The sequence below is a fragment of the Chryseobacterium sp. R2ACT005 genome, from assembly GCF_049949215.1.
Classification (GTDB): domain Bacteria; phylum Bacteroidota; class Bacteroidia; order Flavobacteriales; family Weeksellaceae; genus Chryseobacterium.
In genome coordinates this window covers 4,444,981-4,460,194 of the sequence record NZ_CP188192.1, presented here as the reverse complement: position 1 = coordinate 4,460,194, position 15,214 = coordinate 4,444,981, and the positions used below count along the sequence as shown (strand labels likewise).

The window sequence follows — 15,214 nt, the reverse complement described above, 5'->3', positions numbered from 1 at the left end:
CGCTTTTTCTGGTTTTAGGCGGCGGCGAAGCCGCCGCCTAAAACCAGAAAAGAGCTCAAACATACCGCTCAATCAGGGCTAAATCGGTCGAAAATTTCTACTTTTGCACCATGTTAGAAATTCTTTATCGAGACGAGCATATTATTGCCATCAACAAACCCAGCGGATTATTGGTTCATAAATCTTTCTATGCGGGAGAAGCAGATACTTATGCTATTCAGGAGTTGAAGAAACAGATTGGACAAAAAGTGTATCCTGTACACCGGTTAGACCGAAAAACGTCAGGTGTTCTGTTGTTTACTTTAGATAAAGATACTCTTAGAATCATGAGCGAACAGTTTGCATCACGCGAAGTGGAGAAGAAATATCTGGCAATTCTTCGGGGTTGGGCAAAAGAAGAAGAAACAATTGATTATGATTTAGTTAATGAAAATGAAGTCACACAAAATGCCGTTACATACTATCGCCGTCTGCAGACTTCAGAAATAGATTTGCCTTTTTTAAAACATCAGACTTCGAGATATTGTTTGGTAGAAGCAATTCCTGAAACAGGAAGATTTCATCAGTTGAGAAAACATTTTAAACATATTCTGCATCCTATTTTAGGTTGCAGAAAACATGGCTGCAATAAACAAAATAAGTTGTGGCTTCAAACATTTGAGATCAACAAAATGACGCTTCACGCCCATCAACTGATTTTTAATCATCCTGTTTCTAACGAAAGAATTACAGTAAATGCTACTATAGATGAAGAGTTCAAAAGAGTAGGGGATATTCTGAAATTTGATCTGAGTTCCTATTCTTAAGTTATTTGTGAATATTTTTTAACGGAATGTTTACTAAGAGTGTATTTAAATGGATACTTTTCGACCGCTGAGGGACTTCGTTCAGCAAAAGCTAATAGCGCATACTTCGCTTAGTGAACATCTTTGCGAACCGAAATGTTTTCAGGATAGTCGAAGTATTTTGCGATCATAGCGTTAAAATATCTTACTCATTTTGAGAGTACACAGATTGTTTTCCGGCTTATAGATCTTATATATCAAACATTTTGATAAAATATCATAGGTTAACCGAACATTAATTTTAAAATGAGTATTTTTGTAAAACTTTTTTTCAATGTACAAATCGCTCATTCGTCCCATTCTTTTTAAATTTGATCCTGAAGATGTTCATCACTTTACATTTTCAATGCTTAAGAATTTTGGATTTTTTACCAAACTATTTTTTCCAAAACCTATTGAAGACAAACGTCTGGAAAGAGAAGTTTTCGGATTAAAATTTAAAAATCCTGTTGGATTGGCTGCTGGTTTTGATAAAAATGCAGTGTTGTTCAACGAATTGGGAGACTTAGGTTTCGGATTTGTAGAAATTGGAACGGTAACACCAAGGGCACAGGCCGGAAATCCAAGAAAAAGATTATTCCGTTTGATAGAAGATGGAGGAATCATCAACAGAATGGGATTCAACAATGATGGTCTTGAAGCAGCGATTGAAAAACTGAAATCCAATAAAGGAAAAGTAATTATCGGGGGAAACATCGGAAAAAATACAGATACAAGCCCGGAAAACTATACTCAGGATTATCTGGACTGTTTTGAAGGTCTTCATCCTCATGTAGACTACTTTGTACTCAACGTAAGCTGTCCGAATGTAGGAAGCCACGCCAAACTTGAAGATGTAGAATATCTGAGAGAGCTGATCACAGAAGTGAAGAAAATAAACCAGTCAAAATCTGTGCAGAAACCCATCTTACTTAAAATTGCTCCGGATCTTAACAACAATCAATTAGACGAAATCATTGAACTGATTGCGGAAACAAAGATTGATGGTATTGTAGTTTCCAATACTTCAGTGAACAGAGAAGGTTTGAAAACCTCTCCGGAAGTTTTAGAACAGATAGGAAACGGAGGATTAAGCGGAAAACCTATCCGTGAAAGAAGTACAAAAATGATTAAATATCTTTCTGATAAAAGTAACAGAACATTCCCAATCATTGGAGTAGGTGGAATACATTCTGCAAAAGATGCTATGGAGAAGCTGGATGCAGGAGCTACACTGGTTCAGCTGTACACCGGATTTATTTATGAAGGCCCGGAACTGATCAACGAAATCAATCAGGAACTTCTGAAAAGAGCAAGCCGATTACCAAGATAAAAATAGAAAGAGAGTTTAGATAACTCTCTTTTTTATTTTGACTTTATGACTGATGCATTTTCTAAATCTATGGTAAGAGTATAAGCAGGCGCTGTATCAGATTTACCTATTTTATATTGTATCGTTTTTCTGTCCTTGGACTTAGTTTTGGTAACGTCATAAATATTATCCAGACAACTTTCTATCAGAAATTCCTCATAATTTTTATAATTCCAGTCTTTTGTGAAGTAAAGAACCCGGTATCCTTTTTCGCCTTCGCTGGCACCACATCTTCCACATGCATTAAGATTCGAAGAATGTTCGAAATACAGCAATACCCGGTTCCTGTTTTCTCCCGATGTATAGGAAATCAGTTCATTTCCTCCATATTGATTGATAAAGTCGAATGTATTGATTTTTTTATTATTAGGTAAGATCAGATAGTTGTTGTAGCGGTAAATCATATCATTACTGGTAAAAAGTCTGGCAGGATAAGTTTTTTTATCCAGATAAATATTTCCCTGAATTATATTTTCTTTAGTTTCGTTCTGATTAAAGCTAATATATTCTTTGGGAGTCAGTAACTGTGCTATTTCATTTGTTTTTTCTACCGTTTGTGGTGACGTGATCTTTTCTTTAAATATTTTGGAATTTATTTTTTGCTGAGCACCAAAGTTATATAATGAGAGTTTACCATAATCATAAACCCCCGTTAGCGGAATTTTCTTCTGATACTTATCGTAATAATACCATCCGTCTACAAAATACTGGTAGAGACTGCAATCTGCAATTCCTGCGAAATGAAGCTGCATAGTAATGGAAACTCCTGCAATTTCTCCTTTGAAAATCTGTGAAGAATCGGTTACTTTCTTTAATTCAACTTTTTGGCAGAGAAAAAATGAGAGGGTTAAAGAAAATAATAAAATAAATATTTTTTTCATGGCGGGTAGTCACTAGTTTTTTAGAGGAAGAAATGGGTGATGGTGTAGATAATAAGCCCGACCAGGCCGCCAACCAGTGTTCCGTTGACCCGGATAAACTGTAGGTCTTTTCCCACTTCCAGTTCCAATTTTTCACTAAGCTCTTTTCCCTGCCAGTTTCCAACAGTTGTACTGATGAGGTTCCCGAATTGGTGGGTGTTTTTCAGAATATATTTATAGGCCGTTACCCGAACCCAATGGTCAATTTTGTTCTGAAGGTTTTCATCTGTCTTTAAATTCTGTGCAAACTCATTCAGGTTTTTAGAAAGATAGTTTTTCAATGCAGAATACTCTTCCTGAAGCTCTTTCATCAGTGTTTTTTTGATAGAAACCCAGATGTCATTGGAATACTCATCCAGTTTATCATTTTTCAGGAGTCCGTTTTTGATGGTTTTAAATTCCTCATCCCATTTCGGATCTTCTTTCAGATCAATGGAGAATTCATGAATTTTCTGTGTAATCAATCCTCTTACTTCATGCTGAGGATCTTCTTCTATTTCTTTAAAAAAATCAGAAAGTCCGTCGGTAATTTTATCCGCAATTTTATTATCTACAAAAGATGGAATGAATGAATAACTGCCTTTTTTTACACGTTCCTGGATCATTTCATCATTTTCAATGATATATTCTTTGATTTGTTTTGAAAGATTGGTGATGATTCTCTGATGATCATTTTTTTCCAGAATATACCCTATCCCGTTTCCAACTACTTTATTAAGTTTGATATCGTCTGTCATTTCAGACACCTTTTTGCTGATAAACTGGCTTACTGTGGAGTTATCCAGTTTATTGAGAATATCAAGAACAATATCTGAAAGATTTCTAATCAAAATTTCCTGACTTTTTTCCTTTGCCAGCCATTCTCCGACAAAATTGGAAACTTTAAGCTTTTGGATGTAAGGACGTATATTCTGAGGAGAAAGAAAGTTCCCCACTACAAAACTCCCAAGGTTGTCTCCAAGTCTTTGTTTACTGTTTTCAATCAGATTGGTATGAGGGATCGGAAGCCCGAGCGGATGGCGGAATAATGCGGTTACAGCAAACCAGTCAGCAAGAGCTCCTACCATAGCAGCCTCAGCAAAGGCCCGCACATAACCGATCCAATGAGAGTTATTAGACTTCTGTAAAATAGTGGTAACAATGAAAATAACAGCCATCAGAACGAATAATCCTGTAGCAAATGCTTTATATTTTCTCAGTTGTTTTCTTTTTGCTTCGTCATTCATATTCTCAAATTTACTAAATTTGGTTATGAAACCGTTTAATCTTGATAAAAGCTTTTAAACCTCAAAGCTTTTGGGGTTAAAGAATGAAATTTACGATGAAATTTTTAGTTTCAATCACCTTATTATTTTTTCTGCAGTCTTGTACGCAGAAATATGAACCTATTAAAACCTCTTCTATGGAAAATACAGAAGCAAAAAACAATCCATACTATTCCAGAACTGATACTGCAAAACTTAATATTTCCAACGAAGAATGGAAAAAAATCCTTGCACCGGATTTATATGCAATTGCCAGGGAAGCAGCAACAGAAAGAGCTTTTACAGGAAAATATAACGAATTTGATGAGATAGGAGAATATTATTGTGCCGTTTGTGGAAATCACCTGTTCCGTTCTACATCAAAATTTTCCAGCAGCTGCGGCTGGCCAAGTTTTTTTGAAGCGGATAAAGAAGGAGTCTATTATATAAGAGATCAGTCTTATGGAATGGATCGGGTAGAAGTGCTTTGTAAAAGATGCGATTCCCATCTGGGACACGTTTTCGATGACGGTCCAAAACCTACAGGATTAAGATACTGTATGAATTCCGTAAGCCTTGAGTTTGTAGCTGATTCTAAGAAGTAAACATGAAATGAAAGAACCGGAGTTGTTTGAGGAACGTAAACTTGTATGGCTGGCGCTTTCTGATTTATATCTGGATACAGAACTTCAGGAATGGCAATTTCAGTATATGACCGGAATTTTTCTTAAAAGTCCTTTTAGTTTTGAAAAGATTAAAAAGATAGATCAATATGAAATTTTTCCCATTCTTTTTTCTAATCTGCTGAATCCGGCTGGCGAATGGGCTGGCTTTGAAGAAAAAAGATTAGTTAAAAATATTATGAACTGGATGGAATCCCGAAGTGAGCTGGATATTCTTGCTATCAAATGTATTTATCCAATATATGAACAGGTAAATAGAGATTATTGGAAAAGACTTGAAGAAATCTATAATCAGATAGGTTTCTGACTTTCCAATGGAAGGAAACCTTGAGTGTTTATGAGCCTTGATGTATTTCGAATTCTCAAAAATGAGTGCTTTAATTCAAAGAATCAGGACGTTAAAGTTTCTTAAATAGCGTTAAACTTTTTAGAGTTATAACCCCTTGGTAATTATGTTTTTATAATTTTGCCCCACTAATTTGGATTTATATAGTATTGAATGAAAGGATTTTATAGCGTATTAGGCCTTGTTTACATGGTGACGACTTCATTCTACATTTCCCCAAGACTAGCGGCGAAAAGTGAGAATGTAAAAACAACGAAAACTGAAAAAGTAGCTGAAACGAAATCTGAGAAGAGCACAACAGCCGTATCTTCATCAGAAGCATTATACCAATCTATTGCATTTGACCCTGAACACGAATTGAATTATGAAGTGTTCTCAAAAGCATTGACGGGTTATGAAAATTTAAAAAAAGCAGGATTGCTTACCCAAGACTCGCATTTATTGACTATCTGCGATTTTTCTATGTCTTCTAACACAAAAAGACTTTGGATCATTGACCTGGAAGACAAGAAAGTTCTGTTCAACTCTTTAGTGGCACACGGAAAAAATACAGGCGAAGAATTTGCGACGAATTTTTCTAACAGGGAAAGTTCGCTGCAGAGCAGCATGGGATTTTATATCACGGATGCAACCTATCAGGGGGACAACGGATATTCTCTGAAGTTATTGGGAATGGATAAGGGTTTTAATGATGCTGCATACAGAAGAGCAATTGTAATGCATGGTGCGGATTATGTAAGTGATGCATTTGCGGCAATGCACAAAAGAATCGGAAGAAGCTGGGGATGCCCTGCCGTCCCAAGAGAGCTGACACAATCTATAATCAATACGATTAAAGGAAAAAACTGTCTGTTCATCTATTATCCTGATCAGAATTATCTTTCTTCCTCAGAATGGTTGAAAGCGTAAAGATAAAAAGCAGTCAGTTTTTGACTGCTTTTTTATTTTTTGGAGGAAACTGTTACAGTAAATACACTCCCTTTTGAAACTTCAGAATCGATCGTCAATTTGCCTTCGTGTATTTCTACAATCCTTTTTACAATGGAAAGACCGATACCGTTTCCTTTTTCGAAATTCTTATTGGAACCCCGGTAAAACAAATCAAAAATTTTCAAAAGATCCTTTTCTGAAATACCAATCCCATGATCAACAAAACGGATTTTTATATGGTCCGAGTTGGTCTCTATTTCAATATGGCAGCTTTTGTCTCCTGAATATTTACAGGCATTCTCTATTAAGTTCGAAAAAGCAACCTGCAGCAGGTAAGGATTACCATGAAAATCATAATTGTTTTCATCATCATCTGACGTATTACCCATATAATTGATCCCGATTTTGTAACCGGCATTTTTCTGCAGCAATGCAAGCTTGGCTTCTGCCAAAATCTCATCCAGACGCAGATTGGTAAAACTGATCTGTGATACATCATAGCTGGCCCTGGCAAAATCTAACAAAGCAGAAGACAGCTCCGAAGCATCATTTGCATCTTGCAGGGCATTGTCAATAGAAAGCTTATAGTCATCCAACGTTACATTCAGTTCCTTGGCAAGCTCCAGCTCTGCAATTAAGGTGGAAAGAGGAGTCCGGAATTCATGGGAAATAGTGGTAACGAATTGTTTATGATTATTAAAAGATTTTTCCAGCCTGTTGAAGGTGGAATTAAACGTTTCAGTCAGTTCATAAATCTCATCTTTTGCTTTGGGAATATCCAGCCGTTTATTCAGATTATGCTCTGAAATATCGCGGATCTGGAAGATAATATCCTTTAAAGGCTTAAGGGTATAGTATGAAAAAAGAAATCCTATAATAAAAATGATGACAATGGAGCTGATATAAATGATGATGATATCTTTTTTAAACTCAGAAATATGGGCTTTTCCTGTGACATCTACTGCACTTCCAATGATATAATATTTTTCTCCGTTTGATTGAAACTGAATGGCAATATACTGACGGTCGCCCTGCTGCCAGAATATTCTGTTTTTATTGGATCTGATAATTTTATCCAGATATTTTTCATTGCTTTTGAGAGGAGGAACATCTGTGAAAGTAAGCTCTTTTTTACTGTTATAAACACTGATGTCTGCCTCATTCAGCAACTTTTGGTTACGCTGGTGAAGCTCACGGATTTTTTCATCATTGATTCTGACATCGAAGATAAATTCTGACCTCCAGATCACCTTATATCCTAAACGGTCGTTAAACTCATCCTCCCTGTTCTTTTCAGATACAAAATAGAGAACATAAGCAAACAAAAATAAAATGCCTGCGGTAAGGATAGAATAAATAAGTGCTGTTCTGGTTGCTATTTTCATAATTGTGAAGCGAAAATAAATCCTACTCCGGGTTTGGTGTGAATCAGTTTATGATCAAAATTTTTATCAATCTTTTTCCGTAAATAAGCAATGTAGACATCAATATAATTGGTTCCGGTGTCAAAATGATTTCCCCATACATTTTCTGCAATTTCTTCACGGGTAAGAATTCTTTCGGCATTGTTTACCAGAAATACCAGGAGTTTAAATTCTTTGGGAGTGAGTTCTATTTCTGTTCTGTTTCTGAAAACTCTGTTGAACTTTTTATCAATCTTCAGGTCATGATATTCAAGATCGGTCAGATATGCTTCTTTATTTCTGGCTGATCTTCTTTGCAGAATAGCTTTGATTCTTACGTAAAGTTCCCTGATTTCAAAAGGTTTTACCATATAATCATCCGCTCCGGCGTCAAATCCTTCAATTTTTTCATCAATCGTGCCCAGAGCGGTGAGCATAATGATGGGAAGATCAGGGTATTTCTCTTTGATCAGTTTGCATAGATCAATACCGCTCATTTTTGGCAGCATAATATCTGTAATCGCCAGATCGAAAGATATTTTATTCAGCAGGACAATAGCATCTTCTGCATCTTCCGAAATATACACCTGATATTCCTGGCTCTCCAGTCCTCTTTTCAAAAGACTTGAAACACGCGAATTATCTTCTACAATTAAAATTTTCATAAAGAAATACTATGGGATATATACCTTGGTTTTCAAATGTTTTTTGATTTTAAAAGCTTGATTTTAATCTGTCCCCAAAGCACTGTACAAAGGTATTTCATATTTTTCTTTTATCAGAAAACATTAACCCTTTTAATAGTTTTCTATAAGGTTTCTAATAGATTTCTAATACCTGTCCAGACATTCCCGATCTAATTTTGTCCCGTTGAAATCAACAAAAAGATAAGAATAGAAAAATATGAAGACTACCTCTTTCAAAACTGCAATTGCTTTGTTTTCCTTAGTGGGACTCGTGGGAAAATTAGAAGCTCAGAAAAAAAATGACTTTAATAACCCCGGATTGACCCATTACTTCAATGAAGAACACTCACGATATATTTCTCTTAGCGGATATGCAGAATTGTGGGCCAGATATACACAGCTTAATCCCGGAAGCCTTGTCAATAATGAGGCAAAATCGGATTTGTCTGACCTTTCTCTTCGAAGAGTTCGTGTAAAAATGACTTATAAGCCCACCGAAAAGCTGATGTTTGTTTTGCAGGGAGGAACCACCAATGTGAATGTAAATGCTAAAGGAAGTAATTACTTTGACCTTCTGGATGCTTATGCTGAATATGCTTTTAATGATAAGATTGCTTTTGGTGCAGGACGTTCCACATGGCGCGGCCTTTCAAGATTTACCACAGGACCTCTGAATACGCTGTTATACGATTTGCCGGCTTATGCAACATCCAATGCGGGGACTACGGATTATACAGTAAGGGAATTAAGTGCCTATATTAAAGGGCAGCTTGGAAGATTTGACTACCGTTTGGTGGTAGCCGATCCTTATACCATGGCAACTTCAGATCCGAAACTGAATGTAGCTTCATTCAGTAAAAATTCTCTGGGAAAAGACTTCTCCGGGTATTTCAGATATGCTTTTTTAGATAAAGAGAATATTTCTACACCTTTTAATTCCGGAACCTATGTAGGAAAAAAGAATGTATTGAGTCTGGGAGCTGGTTTTGATTACATTCACAATGCATTATGGCATCTGGATGCAGGTAAAAATACAGTGAATGATGATATGAAAAGCTTTGCGGTAGATTTATTTTATGATGCACCGCTGAACAAAGAAAAAGGAACGTCAATAAGCGCATATGGAATGGCGATGCACAACGACTATGGGCCCAATTATATCCGGTACGTAGGAACCAACAATCCTGCAACTTCTGTAGATGTTACACAAGCGAGTCTGAATGGGGCAGGAAATGCAATGCCTGTTATCGGAACCGGAAATACGTATTATGTGCAATTGGGAGGCACACTTCCTTATCTTGATAAAGAAAAGAAAAACCTGCAGCTTCAGCCTGCTGTAGGAATGCAGCTGTCTGACCTGAAAGGACTTCATGATAATGCCGTGATTTATGATGCCGGAATCTCCCTGCTGATGAACGGAATGTCTTCCCGGTTAACCTTTGACGCCCAGAACAGACCGGTTTATACCAATGAACCTTCAAACAATGCCGTAGTTTCTGACCGGAAATGGCAGTTTGTCCTTAAATACAGAATAGATTTTAATTAAAATAAATGACAATGGAAAGAAGAAAATTTTTATTCCGCTCAGTCCAGGCTTCTGCCCTGCTGCTGGTTTCAGGAAATATGTTTGCCTCTGCTTTACCCATGTTTAACCCTATAAAAAAGAAAAAAATGTACTCCCATTATTTGTTGTTCTGGCTTAGAAAAGATCTTTCGAAGTCTGAAGTAAAAGAATTTGAAAATTTTTTTGAAGGTCTTAAAAAGCTTCCTTATCAGAAGAATATCCGTTATGGAAAGCCTGCCGCTTCCACCCCGAGAAGTGTTTTAGACAGCACATTTACTTATAATGCTTCTATGGAATTTGATACTCTGGAGGAGCTTGAAGCGTATGGAAAGCTTCCCGAACATCTGGCTTTGGTTCAGAAATATAAACCCTTTTTTGAAAGAATGCTGGTTTACGATACTGTTTATAATTAAAAATAAAAAATTAAATTTATAATGAAAAATATCATGAAAGGCTTAAGCCTTATTTTAGTAGTAAGTACTGTAGGATTTATGAATGCACAACACAAAAACCATAAAAATGTAAGTGTCACTGCGGAAACCTCCACTGAGTTTATTCCTGCCATAAGACTAATCAACCATCCTGACGGATCATGTGCTTTTGAGAAAGGAAAAATACCTACTCTGAAACACATGAATACCACTACATTCTGGATGAGTAATAAAACGGAGGAGTGGGAAAAAAATGCACATCCGGCACCCAGAAGACAATACGTGATTACCATCAAAGGAAATATAAGATTTAAAGTAACAGATGGTTCCACTTTTATAATTAAACCTGGCGTGGTTCTTCTGGCTGAAGACCTTAAAGGAACCGGTCACAGCTGGGATATGGTGAAAAGCAAGGAGTGGGAAAGACTTTATATTCCGATTGCTGAAAATGCCGATGATTTTTTTATCCCGGATGCCCAATAATTACAAGTCATTTTCTTTTTGGGAAAATATATAATTCGTTATGTTTTGAAGCAGTCAGTTTTGGCTGCTTTTTAAGATTAAAATTAGCTATAAAATAAAAAAATCCCTGCATGATTTTCACACAGGGATTTTTATTATTATTTAATCAAATTAACTGAATTTCTTAAATACTACGGTGGCATTATGACCTCCAAACCCAAAGGCATTACTTAAAGCATAGGTAATATCTTTTTCTTTTGCTTCTCCAAAGACAATATTGATATCCTGCGGAATATTCTCATCAATGCTGTGAAGATTGATCGTTGGCGGAATAATTCCGTTTTGAATAGCTTTAATGGAAAGAATGGCCTCTACAGCTCCCGCAGCTCCCAACAGGTGGCCTGTCATGGATTTTGTGGCACTGATATCCAGGTTTTTACTTCCTTTAAATAATTTATTAATTCCATTGAGCTCAACAAGATCCCCAAGTGGAGTAGATGTAGCATGAGGATTAATATAATCAATATCATCTGTGTTGATTCCAGCTTCATGAAGTGCCAGTTGCATAGCTTTAATTGCGCCCACTCCATCCGGATGAGGTGCTGTCATATGATAAGCATCCGCTGTCATGGCTGCACCTACCAGTTCTGCATATATTTTTGCTCCCCTTGCTTTAGCGTGTTCATACTCTTCAAGAATCAATGTTCCCGAACCTTCACCCATTACGAAACCGTCTCTCTCTGCATCGTAAGGACGACTGGCTGTCGCAAAATCATCATTTCTTGTAGACATGGCTTTCATAATGGAAAATCCACCGATAGACGCCGGAGAAATGGCAGCCTCAGAACCACCGCTAACGATCACCTTAGCTTTTCCAAGACGGATATAGTTGAAAGCATCCATCAACGCCGTATTTCCTGTTGCACATGCTGAAACTGTTGTGTAATTAATTCCCTGCAAGCCATATTTCATAGAAATCATTCCTGATGCCATATTGGCGATGAATTTCGGAACAAAGAAAGGGTTGAATCTTGGTGTTCCGTCACCGGCTGCAAAATTCATGACCTCGCTTTCGAAAGTCCACATTCCGCCTTGTCCGGTTCCCCAGATAACGCCTACATCAAATGGATCCATGTTTTCCAGTTCAAGTCCGGAATCTTTCAGTGCCTCCGCTGTGGAGTACATAGCATATTGTGAAAATAAATCACTTCTTTTGATTTCGTTGTGTGTTAAATGGAGTTTTGGATCAAAATTTTTAACCTCACATGCGAAATGTACTTTAAATTTTTCTGTGTCAAAATGGGTGATTGTATTTGCTCCACTCACTCCGTTGATACTGTTTTGCCAAAATTCTTCGACATTATTTCCCAAAGGCGTCACCGCGCCAAGACCTGTAATGACAACTCTTTTCATACTTAGTTATTGATTTTGAATAAATTCGAGGTTCCTCTTGCGATTAATCGTGTTTTGTCTGCATTCCATATTTCGCATTGAGCGTTTACGAATTGCTTACCTCTTTTAATGATTTTAGTTTCAGCTACAATATTATCATTTTCTTTTGCAGTTGAAAAATAATCTATGACATTATTTATAGTGGTAATGAAAGAATTTTCATTTAAAGAAAACATGGTGGCACCAATGATATCATCTACAATTGCTGCGGTAACTCCACCGTGAAGATTTCCTATAGGGTTCAGCCACTCCGGTCTTACTGTATATTGAAATTCCAGTTGGCCTTCTTCAACAGAAAGAACAATAGGGTTGAGCCATTTCATAAAAGGAGATGGTGACTGATCAAATTCTTTTCCGATGAATTGCTGTAATTGTGCTAATCTATCCATACTTTCAACTTTTATTTCTCTAAAATCATGGTTACTCCCTGTCCACGTGCGGCACAAATGGATATAAAACCTTTTCCACTGCCTTTTTCATCAAGTAATTTTGCCAGGGTTGCAATAATTCTTCCGCCTGTTGCTGCAAAAGGATGGGCTGCAGCAAGGCTTCCTCCCTTTACATTCAGCTTACTTCTGTCAATCTTACCAAGTGCCTTTTCCAATCCGAATTTTTTGGCAAGCTCTTCATTTTCCCAGATTTTTATGGTAGCTAAAACCTGTGCGGCAAATGCTTCATGGATTTCATAGTAATCGAAATCTGAGAGGTTCATACCTGCTTTTTTCAGCATTCTTTCTGCAGCAAAAACGGGTGCCAGAAGTAAATCCTGTTTATTTTCAACATATTCTATTCCTGCCAGTTCTGAAAAAGTAATATATGCTAAAACAGGAAGGTTGTTGGCTTTTGCCCATTCTTCACTGGCCAGTAAAACTGCCGAAGCACCATCGGTAAATGGCGTTGAATTTCCCGCTGTTAAAGTTCCGTTTTGCTTATCAAAAGCAGGTTTTAGCTGTGATAATTTTTCAATACTGCTGTCACGGCGCATATTATTATCTTTATCTAATCCGAAGGCAGGCGTAATCATATCATCAAAGAATCCTTCGTCATAGGCTTTTGCCATATTCTGATGACTTTTTAAAGCCAGTTCGTCCTGTTCTTCTCTCGATATTTTGTAGTATTTAGCAGTGATTTCTGTATGTTCTCCCATTACCAGACCTGTTTTGGGCTCCTGTCCTTTGTAAGGAATAGGCATCCAGTCTTTCAGTTTCGGGCTTAAAAGCTGCTTTATTTTTCCAAATGCTGATTTTTCTTTATTGGCTTTTAAGAGTGCTTTTCTTAATCTGGGAGAAGATTCAAACGGGATGTTGCTCATAGCTTCCACTCCGCATGCAATACCACATTCTATCTGGCCTAGCGCAATTTTATTTCCTATATATATAGCTGCTTCAATGCCCGTGTCACATGCCTGTTGAAGATCACATGCAGGAGTTGCCGGATCAAGAGTAGTATTCATCACGGTTTCTCTGATGAGGTTGCTTTCGGAAATATGCTTAATCACTGCACCGCCGGCAACTTCTCCAAGTCTTTTTCCTTTAAGGTGATAACGATCTATCAATCCGTTCAGAGAAGCGAGCAGCAGATCCTGGTTTCCCTGTTCCGAATAAGCTGTATTCATTCTGGCGAAAGGAATTCTGTTGTATCCTACAATTGCCACTTTTTTTGTTTCCATATTTGTATAATTTATGATGGAAGAATATTGAGTTCATGATCAATCATGTAGGTGATTTTATCCAAAGCATGATTTAGAAAACTTTGATCACCCATTGTTTTTGAGAGCAGAATCCCACCTTCAATAAGCATGATAAATAAGGACGCATATTGCTCAGCATTTACTTTTTTATCAATTTCACCCTTCTGCTGTCCCTCCAGAATAGCGGCTGATATTTTGGCCATCCACTGTTCAAAAGATTTTTTAACCTGGTTTTTTAAAGCAGGGAAAGAGTCATCAGCTTCTGTTGCCGCATTCATGATGGGACAGCCTCCGTTTGAGAAAACAAACTTCCAGTTTTTCCGGTAAAAATCTACAAAAGCATGAAGCTTATCCAGGGATTTAGGATATTCATCACTAAAAGAGCGGCTGAGGGTTTTGCCCAGCAATCCGGCATTGTATTTATAGACTTCAATGGCTACTTCATCTTTATTTTCAAAATTTCCGTAAATACTTCCTTTCGTTAATCCGGTTGCCTGAGTAATGTCGGACAGCGATGTGGAAATGTAACCCTTTGTATTAAAAAGAGTTGCTGTTTTCTCGATGATATGCTGTTTTGTTTTTTCGGCCTTCGACATTATAAATGGTTAAATACTATACAAATATACAAAAATATACCACTCGGTATATTTTATTTTAAAATTTACGGATACAGATCTTGTGTGTCTTTAAGTTTTGGCTAAAGCCAATAGAATTGTTTTAAAATAAAAAACGGGCTAAAGCCCGTTCCTATTGATGTTGAAATTAAGATTCTTAATTTTCCAAAGTAGCATTCAATGTAATTTCAAAGTTGAATGCTGCACTTACAGGGCAACCTTCTTCAGCAATCTTAGCAAATTTCTGGAATTCTTCTTCTGAGATTCCCGGAACTTTAGCAGTTAAAGTCAGTTCAGATTTTGTAATCTTTCCAATATTTGGATCAAGAGTAATTACAGAAGTTGTTTTTAGCTCTTCAGGATTGTACCCTGCCTGTGAAAGCTCTGCATCTAATTTCATGGTGAAACATCCAGCATGAGCTGCTGCCAGCAATTCTTCAGGGTTCGTTCCTACACCATCCGCAAAACGGCTGTTGAAAGAATATTGAGTCTGGTTTAAAGTCGTACTTTGAGTAGTTAAGTGTCCTTTTCCTTCTTTGATGGTACCGTTCCAAACGGCTGTTGCGTTACGTCTCATAATGTTTTGTTTTTGT

17 protein-coding genes are annotated in these 15,214 nt (G+C 37.0%); 8 read left to right on the top strand and 9 right to left on the bottom strand.

Features of this window, described 5'->3' with window-relative positions:
- The first annotated feature begins 110 nt into the window (after positions 1-110).
- Both ACPF63_RS20455 and ACPF63_RS20450 read left to right on the top strand, forming a co-directional pair.
- Positions 111-806 carry a pseudouridine synthase gene (locus ACPF63_RS20455; protein ID WP_426481111.1) on the top strand — a complete coding sequence of 232 codons (696 nt, stop codon included), beginning with the start codon at positions 111-113 and terminating at the stop codon, positions 804-806.
- A gap of 313 nt (positions 807-1,119) precedes the next feature.
- Positions 1,120-2,157: a quinone-dependent dihydroorotate dehydrogenase gene (locus ACPF63_RS20450; RefSeq protein WP_426481110.1), complete on the top strand. Its 1,038-nt coding sequence runs from the start codon at positions 1,120-1,122 to the stop codon at positions 2,155-2,157.
- Between the two features lie 32 nt (positions 2,158-2,189).
- Here ACPF63_RS20450 and ACPF63_RS20445 read toward each other — a convergent pair whose 3' ends face one another.
- Both ACPF63_RS20445 and ACPF63_RS20440 read right to left on the bottom strand, forming a co-directional pair.
- The gene (locus tag ACPF63_RS20445; protein WP_426481109.1) at positions 2,190-3,077 is read right to left on the bottom strand and encodes a hypothetical protein; all 888 of its coding nucleotides are present in this window, start codon (positions 3,075-3,077) and stop codon (positions 2,190-2,192) included.
- A 20-nt stretch (positions 3,078-3,097) separates the two neighbouring features.
- Positions 3,098-4,342: a DUF445 domain-containing protein gene (locus ACPF63_RS20440; RefSeq protein WP_426481108.1), complete on the bottom strand. Its 1,245-nt coding sequence runs from the start codon at positions 4,340-4,342 to the stop codon at positions 3,098-3,100.
- A 95-nt stretch (positions 4,343-4,437) separates the two neighbouring features.
- Between ACPF63_RS20440 and msrB the strand changes: the two genes are divergently transcribed.
- The 3 genes from msrB (at position 4,438) to ACPF63_RS20425 (ending at position 6,298) form a co-directional block, all read left to right on the top strand.
- Positions 4,438-4,965, top strand: coding sequence for a peptide-methionine (R)-S-oxide reductase MsrB (gene msrB, locus ACPF63_RS20435; RefSeq protein ID WP_077413676.1), 528 nt, complete (start codon positions 4,438-4,440; stop codon positions 4,963-4,965).
- A gap of 7 nt (positions 4,966-4,972) precedes the next feature.
- Entirely contained in the window at positions 4,973-5,350 is a 378-nt protein-coding gene (locus tag ACPF63_RS20430) for a DUF7079 family protein (RefSeq protein ID WP_426481107.1), read from the top strand.
- Positions 5,351-5,542: 192 nt separating this feature from the next.
- Positions 5,543-6,298: a murein L,D-transpeptidase catalytic domain family protein gene (locus tag ACPF63_RS20425; protein ID WP_077413424.1), complete on the top strand. Its 756-nt coding sequence runs from the start codon at positions 5,543-5,545 to the stop codon at positions 6,296-6,298.
- A gap of 32 nt (positions 6,299-6,330) precedes the next feature.
- Here the strand turns inward: ACPF63_RS20425 and ACPF63_RS20420 are convergent, their stop codons facing one another.
- Positions 6,331-7,704: a HAMP domain-containing sensor histidine kinase gene (locus ACPF63_RS20420; RefSeq protein ID WP_426481106.1), complete on the bottom strand. Its 1,374-nt coding sequence runs from the start codon at positions 7,702-7,704 to the stop codon at positions 6,331-6,333.
- Positions 7,701-8,387 (bottom strand): response regulator transcription factor, encoded by a 687-nt coding sequence (locus ACPF63_RS20415; RefSeq protein WP_213277721.1) that lies wholly within the window; start codon positions 8,385-8,387, stop codon positions 7,701-7,703. The genes ACPF63_RS20420 and ACPF63_RS20415 overlap by 4 nt, the downstream gene beginning before the upstream one ends.
- A gap of 238 nt (positions 8,388-8,625) precedes the next feature.
- Between ACPF63_RS20415 and ACPF63_RS20410 the strand changes: the two genes are divergently transcribed.
- From ACPF63_RS20410 to ACPF63_RS20400, 3 genes are read left to right on the top strand one after another with little or no spacing between them, the layout of a single operon-like run.
- Positions 8,626-9,954 (top strand): hypothetical protein, encoded by a 1,329-nt coding sequence (locus ACPF63_RS20410; protein WP_426481105.1) that lies wholly within the window; start codon positions 8,626-8,628, stop codon positions 9,952-9,954.
- A gap of 11 nt (positions 9,955-9,965) precedes the next feature.
- Positions 9,966-10,385: a Dabb family protein gene (locus ACPF63_RS20405; RefSeq protein WP_426481104.1), complete on the top strand. Its 420-nt coding sequence runs from the start codon at positions 9,966-9,968 to the stop codon at positions 10,383-10,385.
- 21 nt (positions 10,386-10,406) lie between these two features.
- The gene (locus ACPF63_RS20400; RefSeq protein WP_426481103.1) at positions 10,407-10,886 is read left to right on the top strand and encodes a hypothetical protein; all 480 of its coding nucleotides are present in this window, start codon (positions 10,407-10,409) and stop codon (positions 10,884-10,886) included.
- Between the two features lie 150 nt (positions 10,887-11,036).
- On the opposite strand, the gene fabF is transcribed toward ACPF63_RS20400, so the two are convergent.
- The 5 genes from fabF to ACPF63_RS20375 form a co-directional block, all read right to left on the bottom strand.
- Positions 11,037-12,278 (bottom strand): beta-ketoacyl-ACP synthase II, encoded by a 1,242-nt coding sequence (gene fabF, locus ACPF63_RS20395; protein ID WP_426481102.1) that lies wholly within the window; start codon positions 12,276-12,278, stop codon positions 11,037-11,039.
- A 2-nt stretch (positions 12,279-12,280) separates the two neighbouring features.
- A complete protein-coding gene (locus tag ACPF63_RS20390) occupies positions 12,281-12,706 on the bottom strand; it encodes a PaaI family thioesterase (protein ID WP_047380254.1) in 426 nt (141 codons plus the stop codon).
- Positions 12,707-12,717: 11 nt separating this feature from the next.
- Positions 12,718-13,986 carry an acetyl-CoA C-acetyltransferase gene (locus ACPF63_RS20385; RefSeq protein WP_426481101.1) on the bottom strand — a complete coding sequence of 423 codons (1,269 nt, stop codon included), beginning with the start codon at positions 13,984-13,986 and terminating at the stop codon, positions 12,718-12,720.
- Between the two features lie 11 nt (positions 13,987-13,997).
- Positions 13,998-14,603 carry a TetR/AcrR family transcriptional regulator gene (locus tag ACPF63_RS20380; RefSeq protein WP_426481100.1) on the bottom strand — a complete coding sequence of 202 codons (606 nt, stop codon included), beginning with the start codon at positions 14,601-14,603 and terminating at the stop codon, positions 13,998-14,000.
- A gap of 175 nt (positions 14,604-14,778) precedes the next feature.
- A complete protein-coding gene (locus ACPF63_RS20375) occupies positions 14,779-15,198 on the bottom strand; it encodes an OsmC family protein (RefSeq protein ID WP_002982623.1) in 420 nt (139 codons plus the stop codon).
- Positions 15,199-15,214: the final 16 nt, after the last annotated feature.